Genomic DNA, 24,426 nt, shown 5'->3' on the forward strand with positions numbered 1-24,426 from the left:
GGAAAAGAATATTATATTCTCCGAGAATATTTTTAGACACTTTTCCTATAAAAGAAGCAGAGAAACACTCACTATCTAAAATTACACTAATCAATAAACAAACTAACATCCAGAAAACATTACAATTTCAAATTACTCATCAAAAAAAATCAACCTGATTGCTTGAGATAGATTTTTTCTGTTTATTTGCAATAATGCTCGCATCGAGCATTTGTATGATGATTAGATAATACATATTATTTCCCAATGACATTTACACAGTCAAAAAATTTAACCCACCATTCTTAAAGAAAAAATTGGAGCTTTTGTGAAAATCAAAATTAATAAAAAAGAAAAGTTTAATGTATATATAAACAACAGAAAAACATTCGGCATAACGCAAGAGGGAATGAAGACAACGTTACTATGCAGCCTTATATCTGCCACTCTGGCCATTCAGCCTGCTTTGGGAGCTAAAAAGGAAGTTACTCTTTCTGAAGGAAACCCTGCTGAAATATCTGAAAATATCATTGGTGCTGATGCCTCGCAGGACAGGCCGGATAATGATGATGGGGAGGCCGGTGAAGATGCTCTCATTGTTAATGTTGTACCCGGTTCGTTACAGAATGAAAATATCCTGACAATTAACAGCGGTACTAGCATTAGTGGCGGTGAAGGCGGATGGGCTGGTGATGATGATGTTACTAAAATGGGCTCTGCAGGGGGCCAGGGCGGTACAGCCATTACTGGAAATAATTTTACTCTTGTTAATTCTGGTTATATTTCCGGTGGTAAGGGTGGTTGGGGAGGTTATGGTAATGGCGGAGGCGATGGAGGTGAAGCGGGCACCGCTATTTCCGGAGATGATCTTACCATTACAAACAACGGAAGCATTACGGGTGGCAATGGCGGAATGCCTGGAGCCAGTGGTTATGGCGATGAAAGCGGTGGTTTAACTGGGACTCCTGCTGTTGGTGGAACTGCCATATCTGGCAATAATCTTCAAATAAGCAATAACGGAAATATCACTGCCGGGCAAGGTAGTAGTGGTGCCTGGTGGGCGGTATGGGGGTCTTCTGCCGGCAACGGAGGGAATGGAGGCACGGCCATATCCGGAAATAATATGGAGATAACAAATAATAATCACATTACAGGTGGCCAGGGGGGGGATGGTGCTCGCGGTGGCGAAGGTAGTGTCGAATTTACTACCGATCAGAATATTAATGGAAGTAGCGGTGGTAATGGTGGTATTGGGGGGACTGCTATATATGGTAATAATATTAAGATAAATAATACGGGAGATATAACTGGCGGACAGGGGGGCACTGGTGGTGAAGGTGGTAGAGGTGGTACAGATGAATATGAACACGCTGGTTCAACTACCCCTGGTACTGGTGGTACTGGTGGAATTGGAGGTACCGGTGGGATTGCCATATCTGGAAATAATATTGAAATAAATAATTATGGAAATATTATTGGCGGAAATGGCGGTACTGGTGGTGATGGAGGTAGTCCCGGTGAAAGTTATGATACTGGAAATACTGGTGACGGAGGTGATGGTGGCAACGGAGGTAATGGTGGCACCGCTATATCCGGGAGTAATATTACGATAAATAATCATGGCGGAATTTTTCCTGGTAATGGAGGACAGGAAGGTAACGCTAACTTCTCCGGGGCTGGAGGGATATCTGGTAACAGAGGGCAAGATTGTGACACCGCAATATCTTTGAATGGTGGAACTAACTCGTTGAATCTCTACGCCGGTTCGACCATTCAAGGTGATATTGTTTTGAATAGTGCTGTAAATAATGCTGATGGTAATTTTCTGTCCATTACAAATAAAGACTCCGCCAGCTCTGAAATAAAAGGCAATCTGAGTGCGGGTACAGGTACACATGTTTCCGTTTCGGGAGCTGATGTCACTTTTAGCGGAAGTTCGGTATTTGACAAAGATTCATCGCTGAATATGGGTACAGGTTCCAGTCATTTAACTGCCAACAGTATACAGTTCAATAACGGTGCAGTGCTTAATGTTGATACTGCCATGACAATATGGAAGCAAAATGAGTACGGCTTGTTGACGACCTCCAACGGCATAACAGGGCTCTCTGAAAATAATATTTATCAGCATAATAATCTACTGAGTGATGGTGCCGAAGACTATGTTTTAACATCACTTAGTGGTAACGGGCAGACAGTAAAAGAGGTTAGTTCTTCCCTGAAGTGGAATGACCCCTCAGGAAATGGATATGGCACGTTTGATCTGAGGAAAGGCGCGGTGTTAGAGCTGAAGGTACGACTTGCAGATAACAATGCTGTTCAGTTATCTCATGGCTGGGATGGAAAAACGCTAACCAAAGCCGGCGAAGGAACACTGATTCTGTCTTCCAAAAACACTTACACGGGTGTAACAGACATCCGTGGCGGCAATGTTCGCATGAACAGCAACAGTGCTCTGGGACAGACCAGCGAGATTCGTCTGGCAGACGACACCATGCTGGACATGAACGGTCACAGCCAGACCGCAGGTAAACTGAACAGCGCAGCAGGTTCCATACTGAACATTAATGGCGGTAATCTGACCCTCGCAGGTGGAGGCCTGTCTGCAGGTACCCTCATCGGCTCTGGCTCCCTGAACATCAGCGGTGGCGTGTTCGCTATTACTGGTGCCACCCGCGCCCTGAATGCCACCACCACTATCGCAGAAAAGGCAATGGTGAAGGTGCTTAATACTGACGGACTGGGAGCTGGCTCGGTTAACACTGCCGGCACACTGATTCTGGGCAAGGCTGATGCACCTGTCATGCTTGCCAACAGCCAGGTCACCATCTCTCAGCAGGGGACACTCTCCGGCTCTGGTGGTGTCGCCGGGAACGTAACCAACAGCGGTACTCTTGACCTGAGAGCCGATGCCCCGGGTAATGTACTGACGATCGGGGGTAACTATACCGGTAACAATGGCATACTGCTCATGAACACCGCTCTGGGAAATGACAGCTCCGCAACAGACAAACTTGTAATCAGAGGCGATGCCTCCAGTCAGACACGTGTGATTGTTATAAATGCAGGTGGTACCGGAGCACAGACACTAAACGGTATTGAGTTGATTCATGTCGACGGAAATGCTGATAGTGCTGAATTTATTCAGGCCGGGCGTATCGCTGCCGGGGCTTATGACTACACGCTGGGACGTGGTCAGGGAAGCAACCGTGATAACTGGTATCTGACCAGTGGTAAAAACACTCCGTTCCTGCTGCGCGCTCTGAAAGCAATGCAACCCCCTGCCCCTGAACCTGCTCCGGGTGGTCATGACAACGACCTGCGTCCGGAAGCTGGCTCCTACACAGCGAACATTGCTGCAGCAAACACCATGTTCGTATCCCGTCTTTATGAACGCCAGGGGCCGATGCATTACACTGATGTGATTACCGGTGAGCAGAAAGAAACCAGCATGTGGATGCACCATGAAGGGGGACACAACCGCTGGCGTGACGGTACAGGCCAACTGAAAACACAGGGTAACCGTTACGTCCTGCAGATGGGCGGTGACCTGGCTCAGTGGAGCCGGAACAGCTCTGACCGCTGGCATCTGGGGGTTATGGCTGGTTACGGTAATGACCATAACAATACAGATTCTGTACGTACCGGATACAGTTCAAAAGGCAGTTTGAAAGGATACAACACAGGTCTGTATGCCACCTGGTATGCTAATGATGAGACACATAGCGGGGCTTATCTGGATAGCTGGGCACAGTACAGTTGGTTCGATAACGATGTGAAAGGTGACGGCCTGCCGGGGGAATCCTGGAAATCAAAAGGTCTGACAGCCTCACTGGAAACCGGTTATGCCTGGAAAGCCGGTGAGTTTACCGGCAGCCATGGCAGTCTGAACGAATGGTATGTCCAGCCTCAGGCTCAGGTTATCTGGATGGGCGTAAAAGCTGATGAGCACCGCGAACGCAATGGTACCCATGTTGAAAGCACCGGTGATGGCAACGTCCGTACCCGTCTGGGCGTGAAAACCTGGATTAAGGGGCACAACAGAATGAACGGCGGCAAATCCCATGAGTTCCGTCCGTTCGTTGAGGTGAACTGGCTGCACAACACCCGTGATTTTGGCACCTGCATGAACGGTGTGACGGTACATCAGGACGGCGCCAGCAATATCGGAGAAGTAAAAACCGGTGTTGAGGGACAGATAAATGACCATCTGAACCTGTGGGGCAATGTGGGTGTACAGATCGGTGACGAGGGATACAGCGACGCCTCTGCCATGCTGGGTGTGAAGTATACATTCTGAACCGGGTAGTTTAGTGGCCAGTTCTTTATCAGTCAGTGCATGAGAGAAACGGGATAACCTGTTCAATGACCGTTGGTTATGACTGCGACCAGAATGCGCTGGCTGAACGAATAAATGAGATCCTGAAAAATGAGTTTTACTCTCGAGTCCTACAAACCTGACGTAGCCCCAGGAAATGGTAAAAAAATCCGTGGCAATTTATAACCATGAGCGACCACACCTGGCACTGAAATACAAAACGCCCGATGGAGTTCATCAGGCGTTTTACAGACAGAAAACTGTCAACTTAAAGCAGGTGATTATTTGGTCACATCAGCACCAAACCATTTTTCGGAAAGGGCTTGTAGGGTGCCGTCTTTTTGCATTTCTGCAATGGCATCGTTAACCGCTTTCAGCAGGTCTTCGTTACCTTTGCGCAGCGCCACACCTGACTCCTGGCGGGAGAAGGCTTCGCCGGTTACTGCCAGCGTATCATTGGTTTTTTTCACCAGATCCAGCGCAGCCAGACGATCAACCAGGATGGCATCAATACGACCTACACGCAGATCCTGATATTTGGTCGGATCATCATCATAGGTACGCACATCAACACCCTGAACATTCTGCCGCAGCCACTCTTCGTAGTTAGTCCCCAGACCAACGCCAACTTTTTTACCTTTCAAATCGTCGGCGGTTTTAATGGTTCCTTCATTGCCTTTTTTCACCAGCGCCTGAATACCGGAAATGGTGTACGGGGTAGAGAAATCGTATTTTTTCTTACGTTCATCAGAGATGGTGACCTGATTAATCACCACATCGATGCGCTTAGAATCCAGTGACGCCAGCATACCGTCCCACTTTGTCGGTTTTAATGCGGCTTCCACGCCCAGATGTTTTGCCAGTTGTTGCGCAAATTCCACTTCAAAACCGGTCAATTTACCGTCATCGCCCTGAAAGCTAAACGGCGGGTAAGTCCCTTCCAGTCCCACCAGCAAAGTACCCCGCTCTTTCACTTTATTGAGCAGACCTTCGTCGGCAAAACTTTTCACGCTCATACCCGCAACCAGCGCCACAGCCATAACCCCCATCAGCGCCTGACGTCCCAGATGTACTAATTTCATATTCACCCCGAATGTTGTTATGTTGGTTTGCAGTGTAGAGCCATTGTTCGAAGACACAAAAACAACTCTGCTACATCTTATTCTTATTTAATATATATCAGAAGCTGACAGGCTGGGGGATTTCTGCGTAAGGTCACCACGGGTTTGCATCTGGTAGCACTGGTACTTACGTAATGCGATGCGATAATTATTGGTGCTGGTGGTGGGCAGCCAGGGAGCCAGGTTTTCATCAAGAAAACCATCCTGCAGCAGGTCGGAGGAAATATCGTGTTCGCTTAAATAATTTCCCAAACGACGCAGGCGTACCACATATTCGCGCACGGTGCCGGGGCTCATTTCAGTATGATCAAAGAGAAACTGTTTAAAGCCGATAATATCAAAAAAATCACTCTGGGTTTTGCAATGTAAATCGCCGCAGAAACGGCATAATGCCGCCCATGATTTTTGTTCTTCATACCAGCCATTTTCATCAAGCAGTGTATCAAGGCGAGATATCGCGATTTTATTCACTATCTTGCCATCGCGAACGAGAGTAATGCGATCGAGTAATTTACGGCAATATGCACAATGAGTCTGGCTATGTTTAAAGTCTTTAAGATAGCGACTCAATGGCCGCCTTTTCTGGTGCTGCGCCATTATTAAGAACTCCTGGTATTCAAAATTAATGTGCGGCATTTACCTAAGTTATAACTTACCCAGTTTGGTGCGTAACCGTTTAATAGCCTGACTATGTAACTGGCTGACCCGAGATTCACCGACTTCCAGCACTGCGCCAATCTCTTTGAGATTAAGCTCTTCCTGGTAATAGAGCGTTAATACCAACTGTTCGCGCTCCGGTAACATTTCGATGGCTTCCATCACCCGCTGACGCAAATTACCGTCCAGTAATTGCTGTAATGGGTTATCCCGCTGATGATCGTCAGTAACCAGTTCAATGCTATCACCGTGCTCTTCGCGCCACTCATCATAAGAGAAAAGTTGGCTGTTATTCGTATCAAGCAACATTTGTCGATAGTCGGCTATTTCAATCCCTAAACGTTCTGCCACTTCAGTTTCTGTGGCATTGCGGCCAAGTTCCTGCTCCAGTTGCCCTATTGCCTGTGCCACTTCACGTGCATTGCGTCGCACGCTGCGCGGCACCCAGTCACGGCTGCGAAGTTCATCCAGCATAGCACCACGGATACGCTGCACTGCGTAAGTTGTAAATGCCGTTCCTTGCAGGGCATCATAACGTTCAACAGCATTAAGTAATCCAATGCCGCCTGCCTGTAGCAGATCGTCAAGTTCTACACTCGCGGGCAGTCGAACCTGCAGGCGCAATGCTTCGTGACGCACCAGCGGGATATAACGCTGCCACAGCGAATGTTTATCCATTACACCTTCAGCGGTATAGAGTGATTTCACGATAAACAGCCCTGCGTTATATAAATAATCGGCATAATTATCCGTTTCTGCAGGTTTTTTAATCGGACGATTAATGGGTGAAATAAGGGGTTATTTGGGGTAATCGGTAAATAACGAGCAGAATAACCCCGCCGGAGCGGGGTTAAGATAGCTGACAAGGTCCGCCTCATCTTGCCGGATGCGGCGTGAACGCCTTATTCGGCCTACGCGAATATGCAAATTTATTAATTGCGATTCACCTTGTAGGCAGATAAGCGCAGCGCATCAGGCAATTTGGCGTTTGCTGTCATTATATTACGACGATTAGCCCTGCAGCAGAGACAGAACTTGTTGCGGCACCTGGTTAGCTTTAGACAACACGGAGTTACCCGCCTGTTGGATGATCTGCGCTTTCGACATGTTAGACACTTCGGTCGCATAGTCGGCGTCCTGAATACGGGACTGCGCTTCAGACAGGTTGGTGGTGGTGTTGTTCAGGTTAGTAACCGCAGAATCCAGACGGTTTTGAACGGCACCGAGGGAGGAGCGGAATTTGTCGACAGAAGCAATCGCTTTGTCCAGCAGCGCCAGCGGATCAGCAGAAGAAGCCCCTGAGAACTGTGCGGTCGGAGTTGCTGTAGATAATTCAACAACAACCTTGTTCCCTGTGGCTGTTGCTGCAGTGTCGTCATCAAGCGCTGTTGCAACCGTTGTAGCGTAGTTTTTACCCTGGAATGTTACATATCCCGCAGCCGCGCCTTCAGAGTCAGCGGCAACTTTAATCAGTTGATCTTTCTGAGTAGCAGCAGTCGTTAGTCCATTATCGGTGTCTTTGTATTCGACATCGGCTTTATTCAACGTGACTTTACCGTCTGCATGATTAATCGACGCGGAGTAGAAATCACTGCCGGATTGAACGACGAACTGTGCAGTGGCAGCCCCTTTCGCATCCAGTGTATTGTGTAACGTCAGGCTAGAAACATCGACTGTTTTACCTGTCGCAGTAGTCAGATCTTTCGCAACAGCAGTGAAATCAACACCAACGGGTTCCGTTCCTGCATCACCCGTAATTTGAGTAATAGAACTGCTAACATTCAGCGACTGACCCGAAACGGAGAAACCATTCAATCCCAGCGTTGAAGAATCAATTTTCTGCAAATCGATAGAGATGGTCTGCCCATCATTGGCGCCAACCTGAATCTTCATCGAACCGTCTTTCGCCAGCACGTTCACGCCGTTGAACTGGGTCTGACCGGAAACGCGGTCAATCTCATCCAGACGGGATTTGATTTCGTCCTGAATAGAAGACAGGTCAGAATCAGAGTTAGTGCCGGTCGTCGCCTGAACGGTCAACTCACGCACACGTTGCAAGTTGTTGTTGATTTCAGACAGTGCGCCTTCTGCGGTCTGCGCCAGAGAAATACCATCGTTGGCGTTACGCGCGGCCTGAGTCAGACCTTTAATGTTAGAGGTGAAGCGGTTAGCAATCGCCTGACCTGCGGCGTCATCTTTCGCGCTGTTAATACGCAGACCAGAAGAGAGGCGCTCGATAGAAGTCGACAACGCAGACTGATTTTTGTTGATGTTGTTCTGAGTGATCAGCGAGAGGCTGTTGGTGTTAATGACTTGTGCCATAATTTTTATTCCTGTTTTTTAGCTCTACGGTTTAAGTATCGGGCTTCCACCCTTCGGCTTCGTCGCCGTCAACCCTGTTATCGTCTGGTCTCTCACAACCTTTAGAATTTTTTTCTAGCGGTCGAAATACTCCCCTTCCTCGTTGCTGTTCGTGTCATTAAGCCAAAAAATAAATCGTAAACTTTGCCCCGCTTACGCCGATAACCCCGGTATTCGTTCTACATGTCGCATGATTAAGGAATCAATATGGCTAGTATTTCAACGCTTGGGGTTGGGTCGGGGCTGGACTTAAGCAGCATCCTCGACAGTCTGGAGGCGGCAGAAAAATCTACCCTGACGCCGATATCAAAACAGCAAAGCTCTTACACCGCGAAACTGAGCGCCTACGGGACGCTGAAAAGCGCACTGGAGAGTTTCCAGACCGCCAACACAGCACTGAATAAAGCCGATTTATTTACCGCCACCTCAACCACCAGCAGTTCATCGGCTTTCAGCGCCACTACCACGGGTAGCGCGATTGCCGGGAAATACACCATTAGCGTCAGCCAACTGGCGCAGGCTCAGACGCTGACCACCAAAAATAGTCAAAAAGACAGTAAAGCCGCCATCGCCACCAGCGATAGCGTACTGACCATCCAGCAAGGCGGCGGTAAAGATCCGGTCACGATTGATATCAGCGCGGCCAACTCGTCACTTTCCGGTATTCGCGATGCCATTAACAACGCCAAAGCTGGCGTCAGCGCCAGTATCATCAATGTGGGTAACGGCGAGTATCGTCTGTCCATCACCGCTAACGATACGGGCAGCGATAACGCGATGAAACTTAGCGTCAGCGGCGACAGCGCCCTGGAAAGTTTTATGGGTTACAACGGAACTTCGGGTGATAGCAGCAATGGCATGATTGAAAGCGTCACCGCGCAAAACGCCAAACTGACGGTCAATAACGTTGAGATTGAAAACAGCAGTAACACTATCAGTGACGCGCTGGAAGATATCACCCTCAACCTGAATGACGTCACCACCGGTAATCAGACACTGACCATCAGTAAAGACACATCCAAAGCTGAAAATGCGATTAAAGCGTGGGTGGATGCCTATAACACATTGCAGGATACGTTCAGCAGCTTAACCAAATACACCGCAGTCGATGCCGGCGCAGAAAGTCAGGACTCCAGCAATGGCGCATTACTCGGCGACTCCACACTGCGTACCATCCAGACGCAGCTTAAAACCTTGCTCGCCAATACCCACAGCAGTTCAAACTATAAAACGCTGGCACAGATTGGCATTACCAGCGATGCCAGTACCGGCAAGCTGGAAATCGCGACCGACAAGCTGCAAACGGCGCTGAAGAAAGATGCCGCTGGCGTCGGTGAAATGTTTATTGGTGACGGTAAAAGTACTGGAGTAACCACCGGCATTAGCAGCAACCTGACCAGTTGGCTCTCCTCCTCCGGGATAATCCAGGCCGCAAAAGATGGCGTCAGCAAAACGCTGAACAATTTGACTGATCAGTACAACGCAGCCAGTGAACGTATCGATACCTTAATGGCGCGCTATAAAGCCCAGTTCACCCAATTAGATGTGTTAATGAACTCGCTGAACTCCACCAGTAGCTATCTGACACAGCAGTTCGACACCTCAAATAGCAGCTCGAAATAATCTTCAGGAGAAACTATGTACAGCGCAAAAGGCACCCAGGCCTATGCCCAAATTGGCGTCGAAAGCGCCGTAATGAGCGCCAGCCAACAACAACTGGTCACCATGCTGTTTGACGGCGTGTTGAGCGCACTGGTAAGAGCACGCCTGTTTATGCAGGACAACAATCAGGAAGGAAAAGGCGTCTCTTTGTCGAAAGCGATCAGCATTATTGATAACGGGCTGAGGATCGGTCTTGACGAAGAAAGCCAGGACGAATTAACCCAGAATTTGATAGCCCTGTATAGCTATATGATCAGGCGTTTGCTGCAAGCCAATTTACGCAACGATGTCTCCGCAGTTGAAGAAGTGGAAACGTTGATGCGTAACCTTGCCGATGCCTGGAAAGAGTCTTTACTCTCCCCTTCTTTGATTCAGGATCCTGTCTGATGAACCACGCACCGCACTTGTATTTTGCCTGGCAACAACTCGTCGAAAAAAGCCAACTCATGTTACGCCTGGCGACAGAAGGACGATGGGATGAACTCATCGCCAGCGAAATGGAATATGTCAATGCGGTGCAAAAGATCGCACACCTAACGGAAGAAACGGAACCCTCTGCCATGATACAGGAGCAACTCAGACCGCTGCTGCGCCTCGTTCTGGAAAACGAAAACAAAGTAAAACAGTTATTGCAGATTCGGATGGATGAACTGGCGAAACTGGTCGGTCAGTCATCAATGCAAAAATCTGTGTTAAGCGCCTACGGTGATCAGGGGGGCTACGTGCTGGCACCGCAGGAAAACCTCTTTTGAGTTCAGGCAACGCTTAAAGAGATGGTGGCTCGCGAATAATCCGATTACGGCTACGCTTCTAATGTTCCCCTTGAGTGGAGTCGAAGAATGCGTAATCCCACGCTGTTGCAATGTTTTCACTGGTATTACCCGGAAGGCGGCAAGCTCTGGCCTGAACTGGCCGAGCGCGCCGACGGTTTTAATGATATTGGTATTAATATGATCTGGCTGCCACCAGCCTATAAAGGCGCATCGGGCGGGTATTCGGTCGGCTACGACTCTTACGATTTATTTGATTTAGGCGAGTTTGATCAAAAAGGCAGCATCCCCACCAAATATGGCGATAAAGCACAACTACTGGCCGCCATTGACGAACTCAAACGCAATGACATTGCGGTACTGCTGGACGTGGTTGTCAACCACAAAATGGGCGCAGATGAAAAAGAAGCCATTCGCGTACAGCGCGTCAATGCTGACGATCGCACGCAAATTGATGATGAAATCATTGAGTGCGAAGGCTGGACGCGTTACACCTTTCCTGCTCGCGCCGGGCAATACTCGCAGTTTATCTGGGATTTCAAATGTTTTAGCGGTATCGACCATATCGAAAACCCAAACGAAGACGGTATATTTAAAATCGTCAACGACTACACCGGCGAAGGCTGGAACGACCAGGTTGATGATGAGCTTGGTAATTTTGACTATCTGATGGGCGAAAATATCGACTTTCGCAACCATGCCGTTACGGAAGAGCTCAAATACTGGGCGCGCTGGGTGATGGAGCAAACGCAATGCGATGGTTTTCGTCTCGACGCAGTAAAACATATTCCGGCCTGGTTTTATAAAGAGTGGATCGAACACGTGCAGGAAGTCGCACCAAAGCCGCTATTTATTGTGGCGGAATACTGGTCGCGCGAAGTTGACAAGCTGCAAACGTATATTGATCAAGTCGAAGGCAAAACCATGCTGTTTGATGCGCCGCTACAGATGAAATTCCACGAAGCATCACGCATGGGGCGCGACTACGACATGACGCAGATATTCACCGGTACGCTGGTGGAAACCGATCCTTTCCATGCTGTTACGCTGGTCGCCAATCACGACACCCAACCGTTACAAGCCCTCGAAGCGCCGGTTGAACCTTGGTTTAAACCGCTGGCTTATGCCCTTATTTTGCTGCGGGAAAATGGAGTCCCTTCCGTGTTCTACCCTGATTTGTACGGTGCCCATTACGAAGATGTCGGCGGTGACGGGCAAACTTATCCCATAGATATGCCGATAATCGAACAGCTTGATGAGTTGATTCTCGCCCGCCAGCGTTTCGCCCACGGTGTACAGACGTTATTTTTCGACCATCCGAACTGTATTGCGTTTAGTCGCAGCGGTACTGACGAATATCCTGGCTGCGTGGTGGTCATGTCAAACGGCGACGATGGCGAAAAAACCATTAATCTGGAAGAGAATTACGGCAATAAAACCTGGCGCGACTTTCTGGGTAATCGACAAGAGAGCGTAGTAACCGATGAAAATGGCGAAGCGACCTTCTTTTGCAACGGCGGTAGCGTCAGTGTGTGGGTTATCGAAGAGGTGATTTAAATTCATCCCCGGTGGCAAGCCGGGGAGATTTCATTACGGCAGTGGCGTCGGTAACGGCGCTTTATCCAGCGCGGCGGCACACTCTTCCGTCGGGCGATCCACACGCTCCATCGTCATACCATCGTACTCAATGGTGTTACCGTCACGCTCAACTTCGTACAGCTCACGTTTCACGGTAACGTTAGTGAGATCATCCGATATCAGCGTCAACTTACCCGGTAAAGCAATCACCCGCTGCCACTGACGACAATCCAGCGTATCACCCTCTTTAGTAACAATCAGGCTACCTATCGCTTCAGGGCTGACCAGAGCACGCTGCGGCCCTTTGGTCTGCCAGTAACCCGCCAGCCAGTCTGGCGCGGGCGCTTTCACAACATTGTTATAATTTTCAACTTCGGCACAGCCAGCCAGCAGCATAAGTGCGCCTGCAATTGCGAGTTTTTTCATCATTCATCCTGCATGAGAAGAAAAGAGGATTGTGGCATTAATGCCTTGATGCTGCCAGCCTTTCCAGGCCTAAGGTGAAATTTGATCTAACCATTATTTTTGTGAATTATTGCCACGCAAATAAATTCTCCTGGTGTATGATTCGCGACTCTTGTTTAAACCTTCTGAGTTCAGAGGCTACATACATGTCATGGCAGCAATTCAAGCAAGCCTGGTTGATTAAATTCTGGGCCCCCATCCCCGCAGTCATCGCGGCGGGTATTCTCTCCACTTATTATTTTGGCATCACCGGCACCTTTTGGGCAGTGACGGGTGAATTTACCCGCTGGGGCGGTCAGCTCCTGCAACTGTTTGGCGTCCATGCTGAAGAGTGGGGTTATTTTAAAATAATTCATCTGGAAGGATCGCCATTAACCCGCATCGACGGGATGATGATTTTGGGTATGTTTGGCGGCTGTTTTGCCGCTGCTCTGTGGGCCAACAACGTTAAATTACGTATGCCGCGCAGCCGTATCCGCATTATGCAGGCCATTATTGGCGGCATTATCGCCGGTTTCGGCGCGCGTCTGGCGATGGGCTGTAACCTGGCCGCGTTCTTCACCGGTATTCCGCAATTCTCGCTGCACGCCTGGTTCTTTGCCATCGCCACCGCCATCGGTTCATGGTTTGGTGCGCGCTTTACCCTACTGCCGATGTTCCGCATCCCGGTAAAAATGCAGAAAGTCTCTGCCGCATCACCGCTAACACAAAAACCGGATCAGGCACGGCGTCGCTTCCGCCTCGGTATGCTGGTATTTTTCGGTATGCTGGGCTGGGCGCTGCTGACAGCAATGAACCAACCGAAGCTGGGGCTGGCGATGCTGTTTGGCGTCGGCTTTGGCTTACTGATTGAACGCGCGCAAATCTGTTTTACCTCGGCGTTCCGCGATATGTGGATCACCGGACGAACCCATATGGCGAAAGCGATCATTATCGGTATGGCGGTGAGTGCCATCGGTATTTTCAGTTATGTACAGTTAGGCGTAGAACCGAAAATCATGTGGGCGGGTCCGAACGCTGTCATTGGTGGGTTACTGTTTGGTTTTGGTATTGTTCTGGCAGGCGGCTGTGAAACTGGCTGGATGTACCGCGCGGTGGAAGGCCAGGTGCACTACTGGTGGGTTGGACTGGGCAACGTTATCGGCTCGACGATTCTGGCTTATTACTGGGATGATTTCGCCCCGGCGCTGGCAACCGACTGGGACAAAATCAACCTGCTGAAAACCTTTGGCTCAATGGGCGGCCTGCTGGTGACATATTTACTGCTGTTCGCTGCGTTAATGTTGGTTATCGGCTGGGAGAAACGCTTCTTCCGCCGTGCGGCGCCGCAAACTGCTAAGGAGATCGCATGAAAAATATCGTTCCTGATTACCGTCTTGATATGGTGGGCGAACCCTGCCCTTATCCAGCGGTCGCTACTCTTGAGGCGATGCCGCAGTTAAAGAAAGGTGAGATCCTCGAAGTGGTCAGCGATTGCCCGCAGTCAATTAACAATATTCCGCTGGATGCACGTAATCACGGCTATACCGTACTGGATATCCAGCAAGATGGGCCGACCATTCGTTATTTGATTCAAAAGTAATCTTTTCTCCCGCTGTTTCAGGCAGCGGGAGTGTCTATAGTACGCGATATATCAGATAAATATTCTCAAGGATTTATGGCAATCCTGAAATGAATTAGTGATGAAGCATCTCATCCACAATTTCTTTCGTCTGTAACTGATAAGGATAATAAGTTGGCCAGTTGTCCATCTCTTCAAGTAATTGCTGTTGTGACGTATTCCCCATAAATATATGGAAATGAGAGGATTTTCGGGGGGCAATTATATGATCGCTAAACTGCACAAACTTAGGTGCTTTACTGGCTGGTTCCTGGCACTCAAACAGATAACGAACCCCTTTCTTTCCTGATTTATATGTCAATATCTTAAATCCACTATAATTATATTTACAGGAAGTCACCTCCTCTCCTCTGTGGAACTCCATAACACCATTTTCGATACCGATTGTGTCAATATCCGTCGCATATCCTTGCTGATAGTAGGACTTAATATCCGCAAATGATTTACCCGGATCTTTTTCTGCTTTCATTTTAAAAACAGGATCAAGGTCACCACTTTGAAGCAAGGGATATATCGATTGCCAAACACCATCCCAGTCAGTAAGTTTTCTATCTTTCACGTTATTATCATCAAAAATACCCTCTGCTGCTTTTTGTTCTATTTCTGTCAGTGGTGCCCCATGTGAATGATGCCCATGAGCAAGTGCATAGTTGCCAGTCAATAGTAACCCCAGCGCAAAAGCCAATTTATTAACAACCATCATCCAGTTTATCCTCACGCTTCAACATTCGCAAAATGTTATAACATAACATTTGGCGAATGCAATACTGAAGAACGAATAGCAAAACCTAACCAGACACACGCATCATAACCCTATATTTAGTACGTCTTTATCACCAGCATTAAGTCATCGGATCTGATTGAAGGAATAACACCAATCATGCAAACTACAAACTCTCACAACTAACAAGAGATTATTCCCCCTGATGGATCAGGTTGCTATTTTCCAAAAGATGTTTGAGCAAGTGAGAACGGAGCTAAACTTTTCCTGGTTTTACACAGAGTTAAAACGTCATCATATTGCGCATTACATTTACTATCTTGCTACAGATAACATTAGGATCGTCACACACGATGACAAGGTGTTGTTAATAAGAGGAAGCAGAAACCTATTAAAAGTCAGTGCCACTAAGAACCCTGAGCAAGTAATAAAAGCAGCCCGGACTCACATTTCCAGAAAGTCTACTTTTCGGGAATATTGTATAACGCTCGCGAATGCGGGTGTCTTCCGGTGGGTTACTGACGTTAATGATAATAAACGTCGTTACTATTCTATCGATAATACACTCTTATATATTGAAGATGTTGAGAACAATAAACCCTTAATTTAGATGTATTAACTCATCGCAGATCTGACAGTTATCCGTTATTTGTACAGGTATCTGTCAGATTATCTCTTCCCTGACACCACTCACGCTCCATAGCAACGTTCAGGCGGGAGGCTCATGGAAAACACCTGGCAAAAATTGTTATATTATAACAACAATAGTTTTACCATGACTGAGGAGAACACACATGAAAATCAATGGTGTAAGTAAAGCCATTTTTCTTTTTGCACTGCTAACCTCAACGGCCTCTGCCGCTGGCAAGGACGTTAATGTTGAGTTCAGGAAGGGTCATAGTAGTGCGCAGTACTCAGGAGAGATAAAGGGATACGATTACGACACATATAACTTCTATGCCAAAAAAGGCCAGAAGGTGCACGTCAGTATCTCCAATGAGGGTGCTGATATTGTCCTCTTTGGGCCCGGAATCAGCGATTCGGTTGATCTCTCCAGATACTCTCCCGAACTTGATGACAATGGTCAGTACATCCTTCCCGCTTCCGGTAAATATGAGCTAAGAGTGCTTCAAACCCGCAATGACGCTCGTAAAAACAAGGCTAAAAAATACAGCGTCAACATACAGATTAAGTAAACAGAGACCGACGGGGCTATCCCCGTCATTACTTTCCTGTACCTGAAAATGACTGTCAGTAACAGACAGGAGCTGGCTGTGACACGGTTTCCCCTACATCACACCTACTGGCGCGAGCGACAAACCCACGCCCTGTTTACGCGTTAAATACTTGCTGCTTTAACCGTCTGAATGGCGTGGGGATATATCGGTAAGTGTTACCTGAAAATACGATTAATTTTATGGTTTAAACCTTTTTTAGTTATTAGTAAGATACATGCGCTTCCAAAAAAGCTGGGAAATTCAACAACTCTTGGAAAATTTTTGGCCTTGTCCCGCGGCTCCAATCCGACAGCCGCGTTTCTTTTCACTGTTTAATCCATCGCTAACTTACAAACTTTACCTTCAGGCTTTCAAACGCGGAATACAAAAGATCGGCTGCACGGGAGAAAAGAGTCTGGATTGTATCCAGTGCAAAGCGTTGTGGATGGCAGAAAACAATCAGGAGCAGGTATCTATTTTAAATAAGAAAGTGAGTGAGTTTGCCCCATCCATGCCCCACGCTGTGGGATCGGATGTCATTAAACATGCATAGTCAACAGGTTATAAAACCTACACCTGCATGGACATCACTTCCTGGTACGCTGCCACCAGCTTATTACGCACCTGAATCCCCATTTGCATCGAAACCGACGCTTTTTGCATATCGGCCATCACATCGTTTAGCGCCACGCCGGGTTCGCCGAGGGTGAATTTTTCTGCCTGCGTGCGGGCGGCGGTTTGCGTATCGCTTATGCGATCGAGAGCGGCATGAAGCTGTCCGGCAAAACTGATAGTGGGTTGCGACAGCGGCTCCTGGGCACGCGCACTCATTGCCGTGGCCTGTAACTGGCTGATAACCCCTTCGAGCCCTTGTATAGCTGACATACTCATCTCCCAAATAGTTTCTGGTAGCAGAGCCTATCAGCAAGTCAATAAGATAAAGGCGTTAAATAACGATAAAAAAACGGGTTAATTGGCGCATAGAAAAAAATAAAACCACAAATAATGAGGCCGTTAATTTTTCGAGTGTGCTGACCCGGGAGTGCGTCTTGTTCCACTTTGCCAATACCGCCGTCTATCATCTGCCGCGAGGTGCGCGATGAATACGACCGCAGCCCAGACAAAATCTCTTGAGTGGCTCAATCGCCTACGCGCGAATCCGAGAATCCCCCTGATTGTTGCTGGTTCCGCTGCGGTGGCAGTGATAGTCGCGTTAATTCTGTGGGCAAAAGCCCCTGATTACCGCACGTTATTCAGCAATCTTTCCGATCAGGATGGCGGCGCAATCGTCAGCCAACTGACGCAAATGAACATTCCTTACCGCTTCAGCGAAGCCAGCGGCGCGATTGAAGTTCCGGCCGATAAAGTTCACGAGTTGCGTCTGCGTCTGGCGCAGCAAGGCTTGCCTAAAGGCGGTGCTGTTGGGTTTGAGCTGCTCGATCAGGAAAAATTTGGCATCAGCCAGTTCAGCGAACAGGTGAATTATCAGCGGGCGCTGGAAGGCGAGCTTTCCCGTACCATCGAAACTATCGGCCCGGTAAAAGGAGCGCGCGTGCATCTGGCGATGCCAAAGCCCTCTTTATTTGTTCGTGAACAAAAATCTCCTTCGGCATCAGTGACGGTAAATTTGTTGCCAGGCCGCGCGCTGGATGAAGGGCAAATTAGCGCCATTGTACATCTGGTTTCCAGCGCGGTTGCTGGTCTGCCTCCGGGAAATGTCACGTTGGTGGATCAGAGTGGACATCTGTTAACCCAGTCCAACACCAGCGGGCGCGATCTTAATGACGCCCAGTTGAAATATGCCAGCGATGTCGAAGGACGCATTCAGCGGCGTATTGAAGCGATTCTGTCGCCTGTTGTCGGCAACGGTAATATTCACGCCCAGGTGACGGCACAGCTGGACTTCGCCAGTAAAGAGCAAACAGAAGAACAGTATCGCCCTAACGGCAACCAATCACAGGCGGCGCTCCGCTCACGCCAGCTTAATGAGAGCGAGCAAAGCGGTTCCGGTTATCCGGGCGGCATACCGGGCGCGTTGTCGAATCAACCAGCGCCTGCGAATAACGCACCAATCAGTACGCCTCCTGCAAATCAAAATAATCGCCAGCAGCAGGCGAGCACCACCAGCAATAGTGGACCGCGCAGCACGCAGCGTAATGAAACCAGTAACTACGAAGTCGATCGCACCATTCGTCATACCAAGATGAACGTGGGCGATGTGCAGCGTCTGTCTGTCGCGGTAGTGGTGAATTACAAAACGTTGCCAGATGGCAAACCGTTGCCTCTCAGCACCGAACAGATGAAGCAGATTGAAGATCTGACCCGCGAAGCGATGGGCTTTTCAGAAAAACGTGGCGACTCGCTCAATGTCGTCAACTCGCCATTCAATAGCACTGACGAAAGCGGTGGAGAACTGCCGTTCTGGCAACAGCAAGCGTTTATCGATCAGTTGCTGGCTGCCGGGCGCTGGTTGCTGGTGCTGCTGGTGGCGTGGCTGCTGTGGCGTAAAGTGGTACGCCCGCAGCTAACACGTCGCGCCGAGGCGGTGAAAGCTGTGCAGCAACAGGCACAGACCCGCGAGGAAGTGGAAGATGCGGTGGAAGTTCGCCTGAGCAAAGATGAACAACTGCAGCAACGCCGGGCTAACCAACGTCTGGGGGCAGAGGTAATGAGCCAGCGTATCCGTGACATGTCTGATAACGATCCGCGCGTGGTGGCGCTGGTCATTCGCCAGTGGATAAATAACGACCATGAGTAACCTGACAGGCACCGAAAAGAGCGTCATCCTGCTAATGACCATTGGCGAAGACCGGGCGGCTGAGGTATTCAAACACCTCTCCCAGCGCGAAGTGCAAACCCTGAGTGCGGCGATGGCGAACATCACGCAGATCTCCAACAAGCAGTTAACTGAAGTGCTGGCAGAGTTTGAGCAAGAAGCTGAACAGTTTGCGGCACTGAATATCAACGCCAACGATTATCTGCGTTCGGTGCTGGTCAAAGCCCTTGGTGAAGAGCGTGCCGCCAGCCTGCTGGAAGATATTCTCGAAACCCGCGATACCGCCAGCGGCATCGAAACTCTCAACTTTATGGAACCGCAGAGCGCCGCCGATCTGATTCGCGATGAGCATCCGCAGATTATCGCCACCATTCTGGTGCATCTGAAACGCGCGCAGGCCGCCGATATTCTGGCGTTGTTCGATGAACGCCTGCGCCACGACGTGATGTTGCGTATCGCCACCTTTGGCGGCGTACAACCTGCCGCGCTGGCGGAACTGACCGAAGTTCTCAATGGCCTTCTCGATGGTCAGAATCTCAAACGCAGCAAAATGGGCGGCGTGAGAACAGCGGCCGAAATTATCAACCTGATGAAAACCCAGCAGGAAGAAGCCGTTATTACCGCCGTGCGTGAATTTGACGGTGAGCTGGCGCAGAAAATCATCGACGAGATGTTCCTGTTCGAAAATCTGGTGGATGTCGACGATCGCAGCATCCAGCGCCTGTTGCAGGAAGTGGATTCCGAATCGCTGCTGATCGCCCTGAAAGGTGCCGAGCAGCCACTGCGCGAGAAATTCCTGCGCAATATGTCGCAGCGTGCCGCCGATATTCTGCGCGACGATCTCGCCAACCGTGGTCCGGTGCGTCTGTCGCAGGTCGAGAACGAGCAGAAGGCGATTCTGCTGATTGTGCGCCGTCTTGCCGAAACCGGCGAGATGGTGATTGGCAGCGGCGAAGATACCTATGTCTGATAATCTGCCGTGGAAAACCTGGACACCGGACGATCTCGCGCCGCCGCAGGCGGTGTTTGTGCCAATGGTCGAGCCAGAAGATAGCATTCCTGAAGAGGCCGAACCCAATCTTGAGCAACAACTGGCGCAACTGCAAATGCAGGCCCATGAGCAAGGTTATCAGGCGGGAATTACCGAAGGTCGCCAGCAAGGGCACGAACAAGGCTATCAGGAAGGAATCGCTCAGGGGCTGGAACAAGGACTGGCGCAAGCAAAATCCCAGCAAGCGCCGATTCATGCCCGGATGCAGCAACTGGTCAGCGAATTTCAAACCACGCTTGATGCGCTTGATAGTGTGATTGCTTCGCGCCTGATGCAGATGGCGCTGGAAGCGGCGCGTCAGGTGATCGGCCAGACGCCAACGGTGGACAATGCGGCGTTGATTAAGCAGATCCAGCAATTGTTACAGCAAGAACCGTTATTCAGCGGCAAACCGCAGCTGCGCGTACACCCGGACGATCTGCAACGTATTGATGAAATGCTCGGCGCAACCTTAAGTTTGCATGGCTGGCGGTTGCGGGGCGATCCGACACTCCATCCCGGCGGCTGTAAAGTCTCCGCCGATGAAGGCGATCTCGACGCCAGTGTCGCCACTCGCTGGCAAGAACTCTGCCGTCTGGCAGCGCCGGGAGTAGTGTAATGACCACGCGCCTGACACGCTGGCTAACCACACTGGACAACTTTGAAGCCAAAATGGCGCAGTTGCCTGCGGTGCGTCGCTACGGGCGATTAACCCGCGCCACCGGGCTGGTACTGGAAGCTACCGGATTGCAATTGCCGCTCGGCGCAACCTGTGTAATTGAGCGCCAGAACGGTACTGAAACTCACGAAGTAGAAAGCGAAGTGGTTGGCTTTAACGGTCAACGACTGTTTTTAATGCCTCTGGAGGAAGTGGAAGGCGTACTACCTGGCGCGCGCGTTTATGCCAAAAATATCTCCGGCGACGGCCTGCAAAGCGGCAAGCAGTTACCGCTCGGTCCGGCGTTGTTAGGTCGGGTTCTGGACGGCAGCGGTAAACCGCTCGATGGCCTGCCCTCCCCCGATACGACCGAAACCGGTGCGCTGATTACCCCGCCATTTAACCCATTGCAACGCACGCCGATTGAACATGTGCTGGACACGGGCGTGCGTCCAATCAATGCCCTGCTTACCGTCGGGCGTGGGCAGCGTATGGGACTGTTTGCCGGTTCCGGCGTCGGTAAAAGTGTGCTGCTGGGAATGATGGCGCGTTACACCCGCGCCGATGTGATTGTCGTGGGTTTGATTGGCGAGCGTGGGCGCGAAGTAAAAGATTTTATTGAGAACATCCTCGGTGCTGACGGACGTGCACGTTCGGTGGTGATCGCCGCACCGGCAGATGTTTCTCCGCTCCTGCGAATGCAGGGTGCCGCCTATGCCACGCGCATTGCCGAGGATTTTCGCGATCGTGGTCAGCATGTGTTGCTGATTATGGATTCCCTCACCCGCTACGCGATGGCTCAGCGTGAGATTGCGCTGGCGATTGGCGAACCGCCAGCCACCAAAGGTTATCCACCGTCGGTGTTTGCCAAATTGCCGGCACTGGTCGAGCGTGCCGGAAACGGCATTAGCGGCGGCGGTTCGATTACCGCGTTTTATACCGTACTCACCGAAGGCGATGACCAGCAGGACCCGATTGCTGACTCCGCGCGGGCAATCCTCGACGGTCACATTGTTCTGTCTCGCCGTCTGGCGGAAGCCGGGCACTATCCGGCTATCGATATTGAAGCGTCGATCAGCCGTGCAATGACGGCGTTGATCAGCGAGCAACATTACGCGCGAGTGCGCACATTCAAACAGTTGTTGTCGAGTTTTCAGCGTAATCGCGATCTGGTCAGTGTCGGCGCTTACGCCAAAGGCAGCGATCCAATGCTCGATAAAGCCATCGCCCTGTGGCCGCAGCTGGAGGGCTATTTGCAACAAGGCATTTTTGAACGCGCGGACTGGGAAGACTCTCTCCAGGGGCTGGAACATATTTTTCCGACAGTGTGACTAAGCAGGAGATAACAGCAGATGGCAGAACATGGCGCATTGGCGACCCTGAAAGGTCTGGCAGAAAAAGAGGTGGATAACGCCGCACGTCTGTTGGGTGAAATGCGTCGCGGATGTCAGCAGGCAGAAGAACAACTCAAAATGCTGATCGATTATCAGAATGAATATCGAAACAACCTGAATAGCGATATGAGTGCCGGGATGACCAGCAACCGCTGGATCAACTATCAGCAGTTTATTCAGACGCTGGAAAAAGCCATTACCCAGCATCACCAGCAACTCACGCAGTGGACACAAAAAGTTGATGTTGCCCTGAATAACTGGCGGGAGAAAAAACAACGTTTGCAGGCCTGGCAGACACTGCAGGAACGACAATCCACGGCGGCGCTGCTGGCAGAAAACCGCCTCGATCAGAAAAAGATGGATGAGTTCGCCCAGCGCGCCGCCATGAGGAAACCAGAATGATTCGCTTAGCGCCCTTGATTACCGCTGACGTTGACACCTCCACACTGCCCGGCGGCAAAGCCAGTGATGCCGCACAAGATTTTCTCGCGTTGTTGAGCGGGGCGTTAGCAGACGCTACAACAACCGACAAAGCTGCGATCCGGTTGCAGGTGGCGACAGATAAGCCCGCGACAAAAGGCGAGTCGCTGGTGAGTGATATTCTTTCCGATGCGCAACAACCGGATTTACTGATCCCTGCGAATGAAACACTGCCAGTCATCAACGACGAACAATCCACATCAACACCGTTAACCACCGCTCAGACCATTACGCTGGCAGCGGTGTCAGACAAAAACGCAGTAAAAGACGAAAAAGCGGATGATCTGAATGAAGATGTTACCGCCAGCCTGAGTGCCCTTTTTGCGATGTTGCCTGGTTTTGACAATACGCCCAAAGTGACTGATACGCCGTCAACCGTGTTACCGACAGAGAAGCCAACTCTCTTCACAAAACTGACTTCTGCGCAACTCACCACAGCGCAGCCTGACGACGCCCCTGACGCCCCAGCTCAGCCATTAACACCGCTGATTGCTGAAGCCCAGAGTAAAGCGGAAGTCATCAGCACGCCTTCGTCGGTGACCGCTGCCGTCAGTCCGCTAATCACTTCGCACCAGACGCAGCCACAGCCCACCGTCGCAGCGCCTGTTTTGAGTGCACCGCTGGGTTCTCACGAATGGCAACAATCCTTAAGTCAGCATATTTCGCTGTTTACCCGTCAGGGGCAACAAAGTGCCGAACTGCGTTTGCATCCGCAGGATTTAGGCGAAGTGCAAATCTCCCTTAAGGTGGATGACAACCAGGCGCAAATCCAGATGGTTTCGCCGCATCAGCACGTTCGCGCCGCACTGGAAGCGGCTCTGCCAGCACTGCGCACACAACTGGCAGAAAGCGGTATTCAGTTGGGGCAGAGCAATATCAGCGGCGAGAGTTTTAACGGTCAGCAGCAGGCCGCCTCCCAGCAACAGCAAAACCCGCGCACAGCAAACCATGAACACCTGGCTGTCGAAGATGACGATGCCCTGCCGGTTCCCGCCTCTTTACAAGGGCGTGCAACAGGCAATAGCGGCGTTGATATTTTCGCCTAACGTCAGAGGTGGCACCGTAATCCACGTCTTTTCCCCGCTTTGCCGCGCTTAAGACACAGGATAATTAGCCGATAAGCAGTAGCGACACAGGAAGACCGCAACACATGACTGATTACGCGATAAGCAAGAAAAGCAAGCGATCGCTTTGGCTCCCGATCCTGGTATTCATTACTCTCGCGGCCTGTGCCAGCGCGGGTTACAGCTACTGGCATTCACGTCAGGCTGCTACTGACGACAAAGCACAGCAACGCGTCGTGCTCTCACCTGTCTTCTATGCGCTGGACACTTTTACGGTCAATCTTGGCGATGCGGATCGCGTGCTTTATATCGGCATAACGCTGCGGCTGAAAGATGAAGCCACCCGTTCGCGCCTGAGCGAGTATTTGCCGGAAGTCCGCAGTCGCTTGCTGTTACTGTTTTCGCGCCAGGATGCCGCCGTGCTGGCAACTGAAGAAGGCAAGCAAAAGTTGATTGCCGCAATTAAAGCCACACTCTCCACCCCGCTTGTTGCCGGGCAACCGAAACAGGATGTCACCGACGTGCTGTATACCGCTTTTATTCTGCGATAACGA

23 protein-coding genes and 1 pseudogene are annotated in these 24,426 nt (G+C 50.2%); 17 read left to right on the plus strand and 7 right to left on the minus strand.

Going from position 1 to position 24,426, the window contains the following annotated elements; genetic code table 11:
* Window positions 1-307 precede the first annotated feature (307 nt).
* Entirely contained in the window at window positions 308-4,279 is a 3,972-nt protein-coding gene (locus WES_RS22790) for an autotransporter outer membrane beta-barrel domain-containing protein (protein ID WP_016158446.1), read from the plus strand.
* Window positions 4,280-4,302: 23 nt separating this feature from the next.
* A pseudogene (locus WES_RS24100) lies at window positions 4,303-4,544 on the plus strand (integrase core domain-containing protein); the annotation flags it as partial.
* 34 nt (window positions 4,545-4,578) lie between these two features.
* Here the strand turns inward: WES_RS24100 and tcyJ are convergent.
* The 4 genes from tcyJ to WES_RS08705 all read right to left on the minus strand — a co-directional run bounded on the left by tcyJ (window position 4,579) and on the right by WES_RS08705 (window position 8,397).
* Complete coding sequence (gene tcyJ / locus WES_RS08720) at window positions 4,579-5,379, minus strand: cystine ABC transporter substrate-binding protein (protein ID WP_000779810.1); 801 nt, start codon at window positions 5,377-5,379, stop codon at window positions 4,579-4,581.
* Window positions 5,380-5,466: 87 nt separating this feature from the next.
* Window positions 5,467-6,018 carry a flagella biosynthesis regulatory protein FliZ gene (gene fliZ, locus WES_RS08715; protein WP_024195136.1) on the minus strand — a complete coding sequence of 184 codons (552 nt, stop codon included), beginning with the start codon at window positions 6,016-6,018 and terminating at the stop codon, window positions 5,467-5,469.
* A gap of 45 nt (window positions 6,019-6,063) precedes the next feature.
* A complete protein-coding gene (gene fliA / locus WES_RS08710; RefSeq protein ID WP_000839543.1) occupies window positions 6,064-6,783 on the minus strand; it encodes an RNA polymerase sigma factor FliA in 720 nt (239 codons plus the stop codon).
* 303 nt (window positions 6,784-7,086) lie between these two features.
* Window positions 7,087-8,397, minus strand: coding sequence for a FliC/FljB family flagellin (locus WES_RS08705; protein WP_016158449.1), 1,311 nt, complete (start codon window positions 8,395-8,397; stop codon window positions 7,087-7,089).
* A gap of 246 nt (window positions 8,398-8,643) precedes the next feature.
* Between WES_RS08705 and fliD the strand changes: the two genes are divergently transcribed.
* From fliD to amyA, 4 genes are all read left to right on the plus strand, one after another.
* Entirely contained in the window at window positions 8,644-10,059 is a 1,416-nt protein-coding gene (fliD, locus tag WES_RS08700) for a flagellar filament capping protein FliD (protein WP_016158450.1), read from the plus strand.
* 15 nt (window positions 10,060-10,074) lie between these two features.
* Window positions 10,075-10,485 carry a flagellar export chaperone FliS gene (gene fliS / locus WES_RS08695; protein WP_000286600.1) on the plus strand — a complete coding sequence of 137 codons (411 nt, stop codon included), beginning with the start codon at window positions 10,075-10,077 and terminating at the stop codon, window positions 10,483-10,485.
* The gene (fliT, locus tag WES_RS08690; RefSeq protein ID WP_001015043.1) at window positions 10,485-10,850 is read left to right on the plus strand and encodes a flagella biosynthesis regulatory protein FliT; all 366 of its coding nucleotides are present in this window, start codon (window positions 10,485-10,487) and stop codon (window positions 10,848-10,850) included. Before fliS ends, fliT begins: the two co-directional genes overlap by 1 nt.
* An 87-nt stretch (window positions 10,851-10,937) precedes the next feature.
* Window positions 10,938-12,425 carry an alpha-amylase gene (gene amyA, locus WES_RS08685; RefSeq protein ID WP_016158451.1) on the plus strand — a complete coding sequence of 496 codons (1,488 nt, stop codon included), beginning with the start codon at window positions 10,938-10,940 and terminating at the stop codon, window positions 12,423-12,425.
* A 33-nt stretch (window positions 12,426-12,458) separates the two neighbouring features.
* Here the strand turns inward: amyA and yedD are convergent, their stop codons facing one another.
* Entirely contained in the window at window positions 12,459-12,872 is a 414-nt protein-coding gene (gene yedD / locus WES_RS08680) for a lipoprotein YedD (RefSeq protein ID WP_016158452.1), read from the minus strand.
* Between the two features lie 185 nt (window positions 12,873-13,057).
* Between yedD and yedE the strand changes: the two genes are divergently transcribed.
* Entirely contained in the window at window positions 13,058-14,263 is a 1,206-nt protein-coding gene (yedE, locus tag WES_RS08675; RefSeq protein WP_016158453.1) for a selenium metabolism membrane protein YedE/FdhT, read from the plus strand.
* Entirely contained in the window at window positions 14,260-14,493 is a 234-nt protein-coding gene (yedF, locus tag WES_RS08670) for a sulfurtransferase-like selenium metabolism protein YedF (RefSeq protein WP_000790504.1), read from the plus strand. The genes yedE and yedF overlap by 4 nt, the downstream gene beginning before the upstream one ends.
* 94 nt (window positions 14,494-14,587) lie before the next feature.
* On the opposite strand, the gene zinT is transcribed toward yedF, so the two are convergent.
* Window positions 14,588-15,235: a metal-binding protein ZinT gene (gene zinT, locus WES_RS08665; RefSeq protein ID WP_016158454.1), complete on the minus strand. Its 648-nt coding sequence runs from the start codon at window positions 15,233-15,235 to the stop codon at window positions 14,588-14,590.
* Window positions 15,236-15,458: 223 nt separating this feature from the next.
* On the opposite strand from zinT, the gene WES_RS08660 reads away from it, so the two are divergent.
* Both WES_RS08660 and pliG read left to right on the plus strand, forming a co-directional pair.
* Entirely contained in the window at window positions 15,459-15,863 is a 405-nt protein-coding gene (locus WES_RS08660; RefSeq protein WP_000373062.1) for a DUF1398 family protein, read from the plus strand.
* 184 nt (window positions 15,864-16,047) lie between these two features.
* Window positions 16,048-16,449: a g-type lysoyme inhibitor PliG gene (pliG, locus tag WES_RS08655; RefSeq protein ID WP_000700155.1), complete on the plus strand. Its 402-nt coding sequence runs from the start codon at window positions 16,048-16,050 to the stop codon at window positions 16,447-16,449.
* Between the two features lie 591 nt (window positions 16,450-17,040).
* On the opposite strand, the gene fliE is transcribed toward pliG, so the two are convergent.
* Window positions 17,041-17,355, minus strand: coding sequence for a flagellar hook-basal body complex protein FliE (fliE, locus tag WES_RS08650; RefSeq protein ID WP_016158456.1), 315 nt, complete (start codon window positions 17,353-17,355; stop codon window positions 17,041-17,043).
* A 214-nt stretch (window positions 17,356-17,569) separates the two neighbouring features.
* On the opposite strand from fliE, the gene fliF reads away from it, so the two are divergent.
* From fliF to fliL, 7 genes are all read left to right on the plus strand, one after another.
* Entirely contained in the window at window positions 17,570-19,228 is a 1,659-nt protein-coding gene (gene fliF, locus WES_RS08645; RefSeq protein WP_016158457.1) for a flagellar basal-body MS-ring/collar protein FliF, read from the plus strand.
* Window positions 19,221-20,216, plus strand: coding sequence for a flagellar motor switch protein FliG (fliG, locus tag WES_RS08640; RefSeq protein WP_000067965.1), 996 nt, complete (start codon window positions 19,221-19,223; stop codon window positions 20,214-20,216). The genes fliF and fliG overlap by 8 nt, the downstream gene beginning before the upstream one ends.
* Window positions 20,209-20,895: a flagellar assembly protein FliH gene (gene fliH, locus WES_RS08635; protein ID WP_016158458.1), complete on the plus strand. Its 687-nt coding sequence runs from the start codon at window positions 20,209-20,211 to the stop codon at window positions 20,893-20,895. The genes fliG and fliH overlap by 8 nt, the downstream gene beginning before the upstream one ends.
* A complete protein-coding gene (gene fliI, locus WES_RS08630; RefSeq protein WP_016158459.1) occupies window positions 20,895-22,265 on the plus strand; it encodes a flagellar protein export ATPase FliI in 1,371 nt (456 codons plus the stop codon). The genes fliH and fliI overlap by 1 nt, the downstream gene beginning before the upstream one ends.
* A 21-nt stretch (window positions 22,266-22,286) precedes the next feature.
* On the plus strand, window positions 22,287-22,730 hold the full coding sequence (gene fliJ, locus WES_RS08625; RefSeq protein WP_016158460.1) for a flagellar export protein FliJ: 444 nt from the start codon (window positions 22,287-22,289) through the stop codon (window positions 22,728-22,730).
* The gene (locus WES_RS08620; protein WP_016158461.1) at window positions 22,727-23,854 is read left to right on the plus strand and encodes a flagellar hook-length control protein FliK; all 1,128 of its coding nucleotides are present in this window, start codon (window positions 22,727-22,729) and stop codon (window positions 23,852-23,854) included. Before fliJ ends, WES_RS08620 begins: the two co-directional genes overlap by 4 nt.
* A 104-nt stretch (window positions 23,855-23,958) precedes the next feature.
* Entirely contained in the window at window positions 23,959-24,423 is a 465-nt protein-coding gene (gene fliL / locus WES_RS08615) for a flagellar basal body-associated protein FliL (RefSeq protein WP_000133128.1), read from the plus strand.
* Window positions 24,424-24,426: the final 3 nt, after the last annotated feature.

The organism is Escherichia sp. KTE31 (assembly GCF_000407925.1).
GTDB classification, from domain to species: Bacteria; Pseudomonadota; Gammaproteobacteria; order Enterobacterales; family Enterobacteriaceae; genus Escherichia; species Escherichia ruysiae.

Bases quoted from the DNA above. Each gene is read 5' to 3' on its own strand.
- tcyJ (WP_000779810.1), bottom strand. From the start codon at position 5,379: ATGAAATTAGTACATCTGGGACGTCAGGCGCTGATGGGGGTTATGGCT.
- WES_RS08705 (WP_016158449.1), bottom strand. From the start codon at position 8,397: ATGGCACAAGTCATTAACACCAACAGCCTCTCGCTGATCACTCAGAAC.
- fliD (WP_016158450.1), top strand. From the start codon at position 8,644: ATGGCTAGTATTTCAACGCTTGGGGTTGGGTCGGGGCTGGACTTAAGC.
- fliS (WP_000286600.1), top strand. From the start codon at position 10,075: ATGTACAGCGCAAAAGGCACCCAGGCCTATGCCCAAATTGGCGTCGAA.
- fliT (WP_001015043.1), top strand. From the start codon at position 10,485: ATGAACCACGCACCGCACTTGTATTTTGCCTGGCAACAACTCGTCGAA.
- amyA (WP_016158451.1), top strand. From the start codon at position 10,938: ATGCGTAATCCCACGCTGTTGCAATGTTTTCACTGGTATTACCCGGAA.
- yedD (WP_016158452.1), bottom strand. From the start codon at position 12,872: ATGAAAAAACTCGCAATTGCAGGCGCACTTATGCTGCTGGCTGGCTGT.
- yedE (WP_016158453.1), top strand. From the start codon at position 13,058: ATGTCATGGCAGCAATTCAAGCAAGCCTGGTTGATTAAATTCTGGGCC.
- yedF (WP_000790504.1), top strand. From the start codon at position 14,260: ATGAAAAATATCGTTCCTGATTACCGTCTTGATATGGTGGGCGAACCC.
- zinT (WP_016158454.1), bottom strand. From the start codon at position 15,235: ATGATGGTTGTTAATAAATTGGCTTTTGCGCTGGGGTTACTATTGACT.
- WES_RS08660 (WP_000373062.1), top strand. From the start codon at position 15,459: ATGGATCAGGTTGCTATTTTCCAAAAGATGTTTGAGCAAGTGAGAACG.
- pliG (WP_000700155.1), top strand. From the start codon at position 16,048: ATGAAAATCAATGGTGTAAGTAAAGCCATTTTTCTTTTTGCACTGCTA.
- fliE (WP_016158456.1), bottom strand. From the start codon at position 17,355: ATGTCAGCTATACAAGGGCTCGAAGGGGTTATCAGCCAGTTACAGGCC.
- fliF (WP_016158457.1), top strand. From the start codon at position 17,570: ATGAATACGACCGCAGCCCAGACAAAATCTCTTGAGTGGCTCAATCGC.
- fliG (WP_000067965.1), top strand. From the start codon at position 19,221: ATGAGTAACCTGACAGGCACCGAAAAGAGCGTCATCCTGCTAATGACC.
- fliH (WP_016158458.1), top strand. From the start codon at position 20,209: ATGTCTGATAATCTGCCGTGGAAAACCTGGACACCGGACGATCTCGCG.
- fliI (WP_016158459.1), top strand. From the start codon at position 20,895: ATGACCACGCGCCTGACACGCTGGCTAACCACACTGGACAACTTTGAA.
- fliJ (WP_016158460.1), top strand. From the start codon at position 22,287: ATGGCAGAACATGGCGCATTGGCGACCCTGAAAGGTCTGGCAGAAAAA.
- WES_RS08620 (WP_016158461.1), top strand. From the start codon at position 22,727: ATGATTCGCTTAGCGCCCTTGATTACCGCTGACGTTGACACCTCCACA.
- fliL (WP_000133128.1), top strand. From the start codon at position 23,959: ATGACTGATTACGCGATAAGCAAGAAAAGCAAGCGATCGCTTTGGCTC.